At 70.2% G+C, this 13,716-nt stretch carries 10 protein-coding genes; all 10 read left to right on the top strand.

Annotated features, from left to right (window positions below; genetic code table 11):
* The gene (locus tag ACE101_RS13440) at positions 1–1,341 is read left to right on the top strand and encodes an MmgE/PrpD family protein (RefSeq protein WP_379130127.1); all 1,341 of its coding nucleotides are present in this window, start codon (positions 1–3) and stop codon (positions 1,339–1,341) included.
* Between the two features lie 45 nt (positions 1,342–1,386).
* Positions 1,387–2,691: an LLM class flavin-dependent oxidoreductase gene (locus tag ACE101_RS13435; RefSeq protein ID WP_379130124.1), complete on the top strand. Its 1,305-nt coding sequence runs from the start codon at positions 1,387–1,389 to the stop codon at positions 2,689–2,691.
* Positions 2,692–3,079: 388 nt separating this feature from the next.
* The gene (locus ACE101_RS13430; RefSeq protein WP_379130122.1) at positions 3,080–3,856 is read left to right on the top strand and encodes a VOC family protein; all 777 of its coding nucleotides are present in this window, start codon (positions 3,080–3,082) and stop codon (positions 3,854–3,856) included.
* Between the two features lie 53 nt (positions 3,857–3,909).
* Positions 3,910–4,743 (top strand): hypothetical protein, encoded by an 834-nt coding sequence (locus ACE101_RS13425; protein WP_379130119.1) that lies wholly within the window; start codon positions 3,910–3,912, stop codon positions 4,741–4,743.
* A gap of 264 nt (positions 4,744–5,007) precedes the next feature.
* On the top strand, positions 5,008–5,643 hold the full coding sequence (gene paoA / locus ACE101_RS13420) for an aldehyde dehydrogenase iron-sulfur subunit PaoA (protein ID WP_379130117.1): 636 nt from the start codon (positions 5,008–5,010) through the stop codon (positions 5,641–5,643).
* Positions 5,640–6,590, top strand: a complete 951-nt coding sequence (locus ACE101_RS13415) for an FAD binding domain-containing protein (protein WP_379130114.1) — start codon at positions 5,640–5,642, stop codon at positions 6,588–6,590. The genes paoA and ACE101_RS13415 overlap by 4 nt, the downstream gene beginning before the upstream one ends.
* A gap of 4 nt (positions 6,591–6,594) precedes the next feature.
* Entirely contained in the window at positions 6,595–8,808 is a 2,214-nt protein-coding gene (paoC, locus tag ACE101_RS13410) for an aldehyde oxidoreductase molybdenum-binding subunit PaoC (protein WP_379130111.1), read from the top strand.
* A 21-nt stretch (positions 8,809–8,829) separates the two neighbouring features.
* Positions 8,830–9,333 carry a VOC family protein gene (locus tag ACE101_RS13405; protein ID WP_379130109.1) on the top strand — a complete coding sequence of 168 codons (504 nt, stop codon included), beginning with the start codon at positions 8,830–8,832 and terminating at the stop codon, positions 9,331–9,333.
* Positions 9,334–9,670: 337 nt separating this feature from the next.
* Complete coding sequence (locus ACE101_RS13400; protein WP_379130108.1) at positions 9,671–10,555, top strand: helix-turn-helix domain-containing protein; 885 nt, start codon at positions 9,671–9,673, stop codon at positions 10,553–10,555.
* A 269-nt stretch (positions 10,556–10,824) separates the two neighbouring features.
* Entirely contained in the window at positions 10,825–13,656 is a 2,832-nt protein-coding gene (locus ACE101_RS13395) for an ATP-binding protein (protein WP_379130106.1), read from the top strand.
* The last annotated feature ends 60 nt before the right edge of the window (positions 13,657–13,716 follow it).

Below are 13,716 nucleotides of genomic sequence, written 5' to 3'. Positions count from 1 at the left end.
ATGACCAGCCCCGACCTGACGCGCGGCCTCGCCGAGGCCGTGGCCGCCTCGGACCCCGCGGCCGACGCCGCCGCCATGACGGCGGCGCGCCTCGCCATCGTCGATTTCCTCGCCTGCGCGCTCGGCGGCGCCGACGACCGCTCGACCCGCCTCCTGATCGAGACCCTCGGAGCGGGGGCGGGACCGGCGGTGCTGATCGGCCGGGCCGAGCGCACCGATCCGTTCACCGCCGCCCTGGTGAACGGCCATAGCGGGCACGTCCTCGACTACGACGACGTGCATGCCAGCGTGCGCGGCCATCCCACGACCGTGATCCTGCCGGCCCTCTTCGCCCTCGCGGCGACCCGGTCCATCGCCGGGGAAGACTTGGTCGCCTCCTACGTCGTCGGGCTCGAGACGATGGCGCGGCTCGGCCTCGCCCTCGGCACGCGGCATTACGAGACGGGCTTCCACGCCACCGCGACCCTCGGGCCGCTCGGGGCGGCGGCGGCGATCGCGCATCTCCTGCGCCTCTCCCCGGAGCGGATCGCCGTGGCGCTCGGCCTCGCCGCCACGCAAGCGGCGGGTCTGCGCCTGCAATTCGGCCACGACGCCAAGCCGCTGCATGCCGGTCTCGCGGCGCGCTCCGGGCTGACCGCGGCGCGCCTCGCCGCGGCCGGCTTCTCCGGTGCCCCCGACTTCCTCGACAGCCCGATCGGCTTTCTCACCGCCTTCGGCTTCGGGGCCGCGGCGCCCGGCCGCCTCCTCGAGGGCTGGGGCCGGCCCTGGCAGATCGTGGCGCCGGGCCTGACCCTGAAGGCGTTCCCCTGCTGCACCGCCGCCCATCCGGTCGCGGTCGGCGCCCTCGCCTTGCGCGATGCCGACGGCCTGCGGGCGGAGGCCGTCGCGAGCGTCACCCTCACCTTCCCGCCCGGCGGCGATGCGGCCCTGGTGGTCTCCCGGCCGCATACCGGGATCGAGGCGCGCTTCAGCCCGGAATACGTCTTCGCCGCGGCGCTCGTCGACGGCACGCTCGGCATCGGGCATTTCGACGAGCGGCCGGTGCGGCCGGATCTCGCCGGCCTCGCCGGCCGGGTGACGCGGCGCCACGACGAGGCCGCGCCGCGCCTGTCGGCCGACCCGGCGACGCGCTTCGTGCGGCTCGACATCGGCCTGCGCGACGGCGGCATCCTGACCCGCCGGGTCGCGGGTTTGCCGGGCCTGACCGATGCCGGGCCGAAGTTCCGCGATGCGACCGGCGGCGCCGACGCCTTCGCCGGAATCCCGGACCTCGTCGCCGCGATGACGGACGCCGCCGACCTCGCCCGCCTTCTCGCCAGCCTCGGCCGGCCCCGGTCCTGACGGATGACCAGCCGTGACCAGATCCCTCTTGAGAGACGCCGGACCATGACCGCCACGCGACGCATCCATCTCGGGCTCTTCCTCCAGGGCGCCGGCCACCACGTCTCCGGCTGGCGCCACCCCGAGGCCGAGTCGGGCAGCGAGAACCTCGACCTCCTGCGCCGGGTCGCGCAGATGGCGGAAGCGGCGAAGTTCGACATGGTGTTCCTGGCGGACGGCCTCACCAGCGGCGTCGACGCCCATCCGTCGATGATCGCGCGGTTCGAACCCCTGACGCTGCTCGCGGCTCTCGCCATGGTGACCGACCGGATCGGCCTCGCGGCGACGGCGTCCACGACCTATGGCGAGCCCTATCACCTCGCCCGCGCCTTCGCGTCGATCGATCACCTGAGCCACGGCCGCGCGGCCTGGAACATCGTGACGACCTCCTACGCGCGCACGGCCAACAACTTCTCCAAGAGCCATCCCGAGCATGACGCCCGCTACGCCCTCGCCGAGGAGTTCGTCGATGTCGTGCGCGGCCTGTGGGACAGCTGGGCCGACGACGCCTTCCTCAAGGACAAGGCCCGCGGCGTCTATGCCGATCCGGCCAAGGTGCGGGTGCTCGATCACGCGGGGCCGTATTTCTCGGTCAAGGGCCCGCTCAACATCCCCCGCCCGCCGCAGGGGCATCCGGTCCTGATCCAGGCGGGCTCCTCCGGGCCGGGCCAGGATCTCGCCGCCCGCACCGCCGACATCGTCTTCACGGCACAGCAGAGCCTGGCGGAGGCGCAAGGCTTCTACCGCAGCCTCAAGGCCCGGGTCGCCGGCTTCGGGCGCGATCCCGCCTCCGTCGCGGTCATGCCCGGCTTCCTGCCGGTGGTCGGGCGGACGCTCAAGGAAGCGAGCGAGAAGCTCAGCGAGCTCGACCGCTGGACCGACATCGCCAGCGCCATGCCGCTCCTCGAGGAGCGCATCGGTCATTCCCTCAGCGGCTATGACCTCGACGGGCCGCTGCCGGACCTGCCGGCGTCCGACCAGCTGCGCAGCCGCGCCGAACTCCTGACGGAACTCGCCCGGCGCGAGGGGCTCACGATCCGCCAGCTCGCCCTGCGTGTCGCCGCGGGCCGCGGCCATCACATGGTGGTGGGAACGGCGACCGACATCGCCGATCGCATGCAGACTTGGTTCGAGAACGGTGCGGCCGACGGCTTCAACGTCATGCCGCCCTACTTCCCCGGCGGCCTCCAGGAATTCGTCGCCGAGGTGGTGCCGATCCTGCAGGAGCGCGGCCTGTTCCGTACCGAGTACGAGGGCAGGACCCTGCGCGACCATCTCGGTCTCGCGCGTCCGGCCTGGCCCGACGCGTGAGCCCGCTGGACCCCCGACGGCGTGCCGCCGGCGAATCGAGGCGCGTGCCCCGAAGCGGACCTTCGTCCGCTTCGGGGCAGTTCCACCGGCTCCTGCCGCCGATGAGACGCCCGCAGGGTCCATCGACCATCGGGATTGCCGCCGGACCCGATCAGAAGTCGAGCGTCGAAACAAAGACGTCGAATACGCGCTCTCAAACCAGCAGATCGGCTGCCTACTTTGCTGGATCAGGAAGATTTTACCCGATTTTACCGGCCACGCCATTTCATTCCGTCTACGTTCGGCGCCGACAGCTAACCTGACGAGGCGAGGCCGTATGACTCCGAGTGAATCCGCCGATTCCGGCGACAAGGACCGCCGGGAGATCCTCCAAGCGGCCGGAGCATCGTTGGCTGCCAGCGTTGTCGGAACCTCTTCCACGCTGGCAGCGACGACCGGAGCCGGACGGGCGGATGACCGGAACAGCGCACCCCTCGGAGCGCGCCTGCAGGGCGTGCAGCACTTCGGCGTCACCGTCCAGAACATGGACAGGGCGTTCGCGTTCTACACGGAAGTCCTCGGCGGAACCGAGGTGATGCGGGACGGCGATTTCAAGGGTGAGCCGATCCATTACACGATCCTGGCCGACCAGGAGATCGACGCGCACGAGCGCAGGGTCGATCCGCGCACGATCGGCGTGCCCGACCTCGCCGGCGGAACGCAGCGGCTCGACGTGCGCTTCGTCCAGTTCGAGAACGTCGTCATCGAGCTCCTGCAATACCGCGACGCCGGCCAGCCGATGGGCACGGGCGACAGCTGGGCCGAGCCGCGCGACCACATGAGCCCGGCCTATCCGCGCTCGATGCACATCTGCTTCTACATCCGTGACGACGTGGATTTCGACCGCTTCATCACCGACCTCGAAGCCGAATGCGCCCGGCGCGGCATGACGCAGGTGAAAGCCAACCGCACCGTCGCAGTCAGGACCGAGGAGGAGCGACGGGCGGCGCCGACGAGCGCCAACGCCATCAAGATCCGGGACGGTAAGTCAAACGGCTGGTCCCTCATCTACTGCAAGGGACCGGAGGGCGAGCAGCTCGAATTCGTCCAAGTGCTCGATCCGGTGAAGCGGACCTTCGCGGAAGCGTTGGACCGGCGTCGTCAGATGATCGCCAGCCGGGGCTGACGCGCGGGGTCGAGACGCGCGGGGTCGAGACGCGAGCCCGAAGGGGACCATCGATGCTTCCTCCCGATCCCTCCTCCGCGGCGCGAGCCGAAGCGATCGCCCGGGACGCCTTCCTCGATTTCTACGAGGCAGCGAGCCCGGAGGACGCCGCCGCCTTGCGGATCCGTTCCGGAAGGATCGGACGGGTCGGGCTGATCGCGTTGCCGGGCGTCGGTTGGACGGAGTTCAACCGGGGCATGGGTTTCGGCGAACCCCTCGGGAAGGCCGAGTTCGGCCGGATCGTCCGGTGGCTCCGCACCCACGGCGCACCGGGCTGGGCGCTTCAGATGCCGCTCACTGCTCTGTCCAACCCGATTCGAGGGTGGCTCGTCGAAGCAGGGCTCGCTCCCGCGGGGAGCGGCTGGGCCAAGCACGTTCGCGATGCCGCGCCCCCCGTTCGGCCGCAACGAACCGATATCGAGGTCCGTCGGCTCGGTACCGGCGCGGCCGAGGATTTCGGCCGGGTCGCGATCGAGGGCTTCGGGCTCCCGCCGGTCCTCCGGAGGTGGTTTGCCGCGCTCGCGGGCCGTTCGCGCTGGAGCGTCTATGCGGCCTATGACGGGGGGGCGCCCGCGGGCGTCGGAGCCATGTTCATCGCGGACGGGCTCGGCTGGCTCGGCTTCGATACGACCCTGCCGAGTCACAGGGGACGCGGCTCGCAAGGCGCGCTCATCGCGGCGCGGGTGGCGGACGGGATCGGCGTCGGGCTGCGCGGCTTCGTCGCCGAGACCGCGCGGTCCGCGGCCGGCCGGGGGCCGGCTCCGCCCTCGTTCCGCAACTACGGGCGCAGCGGCTTCTCGGTCGCTTACGTCGTCGTGAATTACGGGCCGCCGCCCGCGGGTGGCTGAGTTCGTGTCCGGCGGGTCGGCTGCGGGATTTTACCAGATTTAACCCACGTGCCGGACGCGGGCCTCTACACTTCCCATCGGCTGCTTGCGCGGCAGCCGGACGAACGGACACGGACCGCCCTCGTTCGCGGCGAAGCACCCGGATCTGGTCTCCAGAGGGCCGATCCGATCTGCGGGTTCTTCACCGTTCGGCTTCTCAGGGACCGCCGATGGGTGCGGGCTCCCTCGGCACGCGCAGCTTTCGACGGCACGGGAGGTCGGCCCATGAGCGTTCCCATTCCACCCGCCATCAACCGCCGCGAGGTCATCGCGGGAGCGACCGCAGGCGTTGCGGCCACGGGCTTGCCGTCTCTCTCCCCGGCTCAGGCCGCCAGCCCGGAGATGCCGAGTTCCATCACCGTCTCCTTCACGGTCAACGGCGAGGCGAGGCGGATCGCGCTGGACACGCGAGTCACCTTGCTCGACGCCCTGCGCGAGCATCTGCATCTCACCGGCACGAAGAAGGGCTGCGACCACGGCCATTGCGGGGCCTGCACGGTGATCGTGAACGGGACGCGCATCAACGCCTGCCTGAGCCTCGCCGCGATGCACGAGGGCGACGGGGTCACGACAATCGAGGGCCTCGGCCATCCCGGGGCGCTCCACCCCATGCAGGCGGCCTTCCTCGCGCACGACGCCTTCCAGTGCGGCTACTGCACGCCGGGCCAGATCTGTTCGGCCGTCGCCGTGCTCGGCGAAATCGGAGCCGGCGTGCCGAGCCACGTCACCGGCGACCTCACGGCGCCGATGACCCTCGACACCGCGGAACTGCGCGAGCGCATGAGTGGCAACATCTGCCGCTGCGGCGCCTATGCCAACATCGCGGAGGCCGTCGCAACCGTCGCCGGGAGGACGCCGTGAAGCCCTTCACCTACGAGCGGGCGCAGAGCCCGGCGGCGGCCGCCGCGGCGGTTGCCTCGCGGCCGGGCGCCATGTTCATCGCGGGCGGAACGAACCTGCTCGATCTGATGAAGTTCCAGATCGAGACCCCGACCCATCTCGTGGACATCCGGCACCTGCCGCTGCGCGCCATCGAGGACACGGCGGAGGGCGGGCTCAGGATCGGAGCGCTCGCCACCAACACCGAACTCGCCTCCCATCCGCGGGTGAAGCGGGAATACGGCGTGCTCGCCCGGGCGATCGTGGCCGGGGCGACGGGCCAGCTGCGCAACAAGGCGACGACGGCCGGCAACATCCTGCAACGCAACCGCTGTCCCTACTTCTACGAGACCAGCTTGCCCTGCAACAAGCGCGCGCCGGGATCCGGCTGCTCGGCGGTCGGCGGCATCTCGCGCGCGCTCGCCGTGATCGGTACCAGCCGGCACTGCATCGCCCAGAACCCGGGCGACATGGCGGTCGCGCTGCGCCTGCTCGATGCCACGGTCGAGACCGTCAGGCCGGACGGGAGCCGGCGCACGATCCCGATCGGCGACGTCCATCGCCTGCCGGGCGACACGCCCGAGATCGAGTTTCCGCTCGCGGCCGGCGAGCTGATCACCGCGGTGATCCTGCCGAAGCCGCTCGGCGGAACGCATCACTACCGCAAGGTCCGCGACCGGGCCTCCTACGCCTTCGCGATCGTGTCGGTCGCCGCAATTCTCCAGAAGGACGGAACCGGGCGCGTCGCCTTCGGCGGGGTCGCGCCGCGGCCCTGGCGCGTCGAGGCGGCGGATGCGCTCCTGCCGGGCGGGCCGGCCGCGGTGGCGAAGGCCGCCTTCGAGGGGGCGACGCCGACGGCCGACAACGCGTTCAAGATCCCGCTGGCCGAGCGCACGCTGGCATGGGTGATCGCGGAAGGGAGGGCGTGAGGCCATGAAGTACGACGCGCCCGCGGGCCGAAACCCCATCGATCGCCTGGAGGTCGTCGGACGCCCTCTTCCCCGCATCGACGGCCCCCTGAAGGTCACGGGCAGGGCAGCCTACGCGTATGAGCGGCACGACGCCGTGGCGAACCCGGCCTATGGCTGGATCCTCGGCGCGACGATCGCGCGGGGTCGCGTCCGGCGGATCGACGCCGCCGCGGCGAAGGCGGCCCCCGGCGTTCTCGCGGTGCTGTCGACCCTCGACCGCGACGCCGCCCCGCCGGGATTCCGCACTACGCTCCACCTGTTCGGCGGGGCCGAGGTGCGGCACTACCATCAGGCCGTCGCGCTGGTGGTCGCGGAGACGTTCGAGGAGGCGCGCGCCGCCGCGCATCTGGTCGGGGTCGAGTACGAGGCCGCCTCGTCGCGCTGCGACCTCGCGGCCGAGGCACCGAAGGCCGAACCCGTCGCGGATCGGGACAGCCCGGATTATCCCATCGTGGACCGGATCGGCGATGTCGAGGCGGCGCTGGCGGCCGCGCCGGTCCGCCTCGACGAGACCTACACGACGCCCGACCATACCCACGCGATGATGGAGCCGCACGCCACCACGGCTGCATGGAGCGGCGGCAGGCTGACCGTCTGGACCTCGGCCCAGGTCGTGTCCTGGCACCGCAACAGCCTCGCGCAGGCCCTCGGGCTCCCGAAGGAGAATGTCCGCCTGGAATCGCCGTTCATCGGCGGCGGCTTCGGAGCCAAGCTCATCATGCGGGCGGACGCGCTCCTGGCGGCGCTCGGCGCCCAGGCGGTCGGACGTCCGGTCAAGATCGCCCTGCAGCGCCCGCTGATCGCCAACGGCGGCACGCGGCGGGCCGGCACGATCCAGCGGATCCGCCTCGGGGCGACCCGCGACGGGCGGCTCACCGCGATCGGCCACCACAGCATCAACGGCAACCTCCCGGGCGCCTTCGCGGAGGCGGCGATCGCGCCGACCCGGCTCCTCTACGGCGCGCCGACCCGCGAACTCTCGATGAAGCTCGCGGTCCTCGATCTCGCCGAGGGCAACGACATGCGCGCGCCGGGCGAGGCGCCGGGGCTGATGGCCCTCGAGATCGCGATGGACGAGATGGCTGAGAAGCTCGGGCTCGATCCCGTGGCCTTCCGCATCCTGAACGACACGCAGGTCGACCCGCGCAACCCGCAGCGGCGCTTCTCCGAACGCCACTTGGCCGAGTGCCTCCGAACCGGGGCGGAGCGCTTCGGCTGGGCGCGCCGCAATCCCGAGCCGGGTTCGATGCGCGACGGCCGATGGCTCGTCGGCATGGGCATGGCGGCGGGCTTCCGCCTCAACCTCCCGATGCCGTCGGCCGCGCGGATCCGGCTCGAGCGCGGCGGCCGGCTGACGGTCGAGACCGGCATGACGGATATCGGGACGGGCAGCTACACGATCCTCGCCCAGACCGCGGCGGAGATGATGGGCGTGCCGGTCGAGGCCGTGTCCGTCCGGCTCGGCGACTCGGCCTATCCGGAGGCGGCCGGATCCGGCGGCCAGTTCGGCGCGACCAACGCGACCTCGGGGCTCTACTGCGCCTGCCTCAAGCTGCGGGACGCCGTCGCGGCGCGCCTCGGCCTCGATCCCGCACGGGCCGCCTTCGCGGGCGGGATGGTGACGGACGGGAGCCGCGGGGCGGCGCTCGCCGAGGCGGCAGAGGGCGGGCCCCTGACGGGTGAGGACGGAATCCAGTACGGCGACCTCGACAAGACCTTCGTGCAGGCCACCTTCGGGGCGCAGTTCGCCGAAGTCGCGGTGAACCGGTTCACCGGGGAGACCCGCATCCGCCGCATGCTCGCCGTCATCGATGCCGGCCGCATCCTCAACCCGCTCACCGCCCGCAGCCAGGTGATCGGGGCCATGACCATGGGCGTGGGCTCCGCCCTGATGGAGGCTCTGGCCGTCGACAAGCGCCACGGCTTCTTCATCAACCACGACCTCGGCGGCTACGAAGTCCCGGTCCACGCCGACATCCCCCACCAGGAGGTCGTCTTCCTCGACCATCCCGATGCGGTCTCATCCCCGATGAAGGCCAAGGGCATCGGCGAGATCGGCCTGTGCGGCGTCGCCGCCGCCGTCGCGAACGCCGTCTACAACGCGACCGGGATCCGCGTCCGAGACTACCCCATCACGCTCGACAAGATGCTGGACAGGATGCCGAGCGTCGCTTGAACCCGGCGGAATGGAGGATTCATGTCCTATCACCCTGTTCCCGTGACGCATGTCGGTTTGACCGTCACCGACATCCATGCCGCGACGAGATGGTATACCGAGGCGTTCAGCTGCCGGCATATCATCGGCCCGATGCATGTGAAGCACGATGGCTCCCATATCGGCGAGGTCTTCAAGGGGATCTTCGGAGGCCGGTTCGGGGAGTGTTTCGTCTCTCATCTTGCGACGGCAAATGGCGTGGGGATCGAGCTGTTCCAGTTTGTCACGCCCGAGTCGGAGCGGGCCGACGACAATTTCTTGTACTGGAAGACGGGCGTCTTCCATTTCTGTCTGGTCGATCCCGATATCGAGGGGCTGGCACGACGGATCGCGGAGAAGGGCGGACAACAGCGCTCGAAGATCTGGACGCTGTTCGACGGGGAGCCTTTCAAGGCTGTCTATTGCGAGGATCCGTGGGGGAACCTGATCGAGATCTATTCCCACTCGACCGAGCTCATGTACGCCAACCGTGACCGTGCGACCTGATCGCGGTGGGCCACGGCCGGCCGGCTACGGGTCGCGGCGAGGCGCCACGATGATGCCCGCCGGACTCGATGATCGTCTCCCACGAACCGGCATCCACTTCGTCGGATGGGGCGCGGATCGGCGGCCCTGCTGATCGGGCTTTGCGCGCCGCGGACCGGAATAGCGTGTTACTTCGCCGTGATCCTGCTGTAGCTTCGACCGGGAGCGGGTGAGCTGCCGGCCAGAGGACGCGCGGCAGTGAACCGCCCGAGCGGTTCGCGCCGTCGTCTTTCGGTCGCGGCTGCCGGCTCATCGCCGCGCGGAATGCGGCTCGGCCGATCACGTCGGAGGTGCTCTGATGTCGTTCGAGACGATGGGGGATCAGCGGCGCAGCACCTGCCAAGTCCATGGTCGGCTCGATCACTGGTCGCGGGTGGTCGTCGAGCGTCGCGTGAACGGAGCCGGCTCGCATCCCAAGCAGGCCTATCCCTGTAATGAACTCATCGTGATGCTCGATGGCCGCGCGATCGTGCGCCGCACCGGCGACGGTCAGGTCGAGAGCTGCCTGGCCGGGGCCGGAACGGCATGGACCGGACCGGTCGGCTTTCTCGAACAGGCCGAACTCTCGGAAGCGATCGCGTGTGTTCATGTCTGCCTGCCGCCGGCCCTGCTCCGGCACAGCGCCCTCGCCGATTACGGCATCGATCCTTCCCAGGTCGAACTTGCTTTCGTCGGCGGGCTGGCCGACCCGCTCCTCGTGAGCTTCGCCCAAGCCTTTCACGGCCTGATGGACAGACCCCATCGGCCCACGGACCAGCTCTTCGTTGACGGATTGACGGCCGCGCTGGCGGCCCACCTCATCGCCAACTACACGATCGACCGCTGGAAGCCGTCGACCGCACCGCGAGGACTCGACACGCGACGGCTGAAGCGGGTGCTCGACTACATCGATGCGCATTTCGCCGAGCCGATCTCCCTCGACCGCCTCGCGGCCGAGGCCTGCCTCAGCCCGTTCCACTTCTCGCGGTTGTTCCGCAAGGCCACCGGGCTCACGCCGCACCGCTACCTCACCGATCGCCGGGTGCGCGCAGCCCGGGAGGCCCTGGCGCTCGACCGATCCTCACTCCTCGAGATCGCATCGAAGACCGGCTTCGGCTCTCAGGAGAACTTCATCAGAGTGTTCCGCAAAAGCACCGGACTGACACCCGGCGAGTTTCGGCAGCTGTCCCGTTCCGGGCGCTGACACCGCAGGCCCCCGGCCCGGATCGAGAGGAAGCCCCGCCGGACGATCTCCCCGATCGGAGCCGGCTTCGCCGGCCCGGACGGAGCAGCGCAAGATCGGCAAGCGGAACCGCAAGATCGGCAGATGCGCCGGCGCTCAGGGCATGTACGTTGCTACAACTTGGATCCACACCTTGGTGGCGCATGATTGTCACCGTCGTGGAGCCCGGACCGGGTATCCGGTGCTGCCCGGAAATTCGATGAACTCCGGAGGAGCGATGACGATCAGGGATGCACGACTCGCGGGTCCGCCCGGCTATCGCGATGCGCATCGTGACACCCGGCACGGGTGACACGATCTACCGGTTCGGCGCTTTCGAACTGCTCGCGTCCCGGCAGCTTCTCGTTCATGCCGGCAGTCCGGTCACGGTCGGCAGCCGCGCCCTCGGCATCCTGACCCACTTGGTCGAGCAGGCCGGATCGCTCGTCAGCAAGGGCGACCTGCTCGCAGCGGCTTGGCCGAACATCTTCGTTCATGAAGGCAACCTGAAGGTCAACGTCGCGAACCTGCGGCGCGTGCTGGCGGCCCACGATCCACGCCAGGACTACATCGTGAGCGTGCCGGGGCGCGGATACAGGTTCGTCTGTCCCGTGCGCCGGGAGACTGCTCCGACCGTGACCTACAAGTCCGCGGTGCAGTGTGCCTCGCTTCCGGTCGCGACCGCGCTCGTCGGCCGGTCGGACGATGTCGAAGAGATCGGCCGCGAGCTGGAAGCCCACAGCTTCGTGACGATCACCGGTACGGGAGGCGTCGGCAAGACCGCCGTCGCGTTGGCCGCGGCGAATCGCATGGCCTCGCGCTTCGCGGCCGGAGCGTGTTTCATCGACCTCGCATCCGTCGCTGACGAAAGGCATCTCGTCGCGACGATCAGTGCCGAACTCGGTGTACGCTCGGACAGCGGGGATCTGCTCGGCGCGGTGATTCACGCGCTCCGGGACGAGCACCGGCTCCTGCTTCTCGACAATTGCGAGCACCTCCTGCCGGCGGTCGCGGCGGCGGCGGACCGGCTCGCGGCGGCACTGCCCCTCACGCGGATCATCGCCACCAGCCGCGAACCTCTTCGCCTGACGCGGGAACGCGTTCGCCGGATCGCGCCGCTCGCCTGCCCGCCGGGTCCGATGCCTCCGTTGGGCATGAAGGCGATACTCGCCTTCCCGGCGGTCGAACTCTTCGCGCGGCGTGCCCGGGAAGCGACCGGGAATGCGGTTGCGCCGGATGATCTCCCGGCCGTGGCCGAGATATGCAGGCGGCTCGACGGCATACCGCTCGCTCTGGAAATCGCGGCGGCACGCTGCGGCGCCTACGCGCCGGCCGAGGTGTTGGGCTTGCTGGATGACCGGTTCGATCTCCTGGATGAGCATGATTCGGCGAAGCCCGCTCGCCAGCGCGCGCTTCGTGCCACGCTCGCATGGAGCTACGCCTTCCTCCGTCCGCAGGAGGCCGCGATCCTGCGGGCTCTGGCCGTCTTCGCGCGCGCTTTCACGATCGAGGACGCCCTCGCGATCGCTCAGGCCACGGAGGTGGCGCCGGTCGAGGCGCTCGAGAGCATCGCCAGCCTGATTTCGAAGTCCCTGCTCTCCCCCGATGGGCGGGAGGACGGGACGCGGTACCGCCTCCTGGAAAGCACGCGGGCCTTCGCCGCCGATCTGCTGCGAGCGGATCCTGTTCGTCGCCGCGTTCAGCAACGGCACGCCGAGCACGTCTGTCTGTCGCTGGAACGGGCACAGGATGCGTGGCACCGTGCATCCGGCGCGCACGAGCAGGCGGATCCGTCACGCTGGGCGGCCGATGTGCGCCGTGCGCTGACCTGGGCCTTGGGCGATGACGGATCGATTCCGCTCGGCATCAGGCTGACGATTTCGGCCATTCCGATGTGGGAAAGCTTCTCGATGCTCGACGAGAGCGTCGTGTATCTCGGGATGGCGATCGAGAGAGGCCGTCTGCGCGGGCCGGAGGTCCCGGCGGCCGAGATCCGCTTGCAGACGGCGCTCGCGACGGCGCTGTTCCACGCCCGAGGCCTGACTCGGCAAACCGCCGCCGCCCTCCAACGGGCTTTGACGCTCAGCGAGACATTCGGACAGCCCGATGATGTCATGACCGCGCTCTGGGGCTGCGCGGTGCACGACCTTCATGCCGGCCGACCGGCACGGACGATCGAGCGAATGCGCCGCTTCGATCAGTTGGGCCGGGCTCTGGCCGATCCTTCGCTCGTGCCCGATGGCGAACGGCTTCGTGCCGCAGCCGAAATGTATCTCGGGCACCTCGCGAGCGCATCCGCGCGGTTGGAGCGTGTGCTGTCGACGCGGGATCGCGGCGGCGGCCCGTCCGGCAAGATGATGTTCCAGCTCCACCGCGGATTGGCGGCGGGCTCCACGCTCGCCATGGTCACGTGGCTGACCGGCGACCGGGCCGGCGCGGCGCGGCTCGCGGAGCGGACGATCGCCGGGGCGATCGCCGCGGAGCATCCCGTTTCCCTGTGCAATGCCCTCGTCCAGCACGCTCTCACGATCGCCTTGCTGGATGGACGGCTGGAGGATGCGCAGCGCTACCTGAACCTGCTCCGGGAGCAGTTCGCCGGGGGCGGATTGCGCTGGTGGGCGCAACTTGCACGCTGCCCCGCCGCAGCCCTCGCCGTACGGCGCGGTGAGGCGGGCGGCTTGGCGCGTTTGCAGCGGGACATCCTCGACGTCGCCGCCACCGGCACCTCCCTTCGCATCCCTGCCTATATGGGCATGCTCGCCGACGCTCTCGGGGAAGCCGGACGCCTCATGCAAGCCGAGCGCGTGATCGAGACCGCGCTTGCCCGCGCGGCGGTGCAGCAGGAGCGCTGGATCGTTCCCGAGCTGAGACGGATCGAGGCGGGTGTCAGGGCGCGGCAAGGGCAGCCCGCGCAGGCCGAACACCTCCTGAAGGCCGCCATCGGTCTCGCTCGCGAGATGGGAGCGGAGTCCTGGCGCGCACGCGCGCAGGCCGATCTCTCGCGCCTTCGGTCCGCGCGAGGGATGCCGGCGCCCCGACCGGATCTTCGGGAGGACGCGGTCCCGCTGCCGCTGCCGAGCTGAACGTCAGACCTCCCGATCTGGCCGGGAGTTCCGATCACGGTCCGGCGATCGGCGGCCGCA

This window comes from Methylobacterium carpenticola (genome assembly GCF_042748905.1).
Lineage (GTDB): Bacteria > Pseudomonadota > Alphaproteobacteria > Rhizobiales > Beijerinckiaceae > Methylobacterium > Methylobacterium carpenticola.
This window is presented reverse-complemented; position numbering and strand designations above follow the sequence as displayed.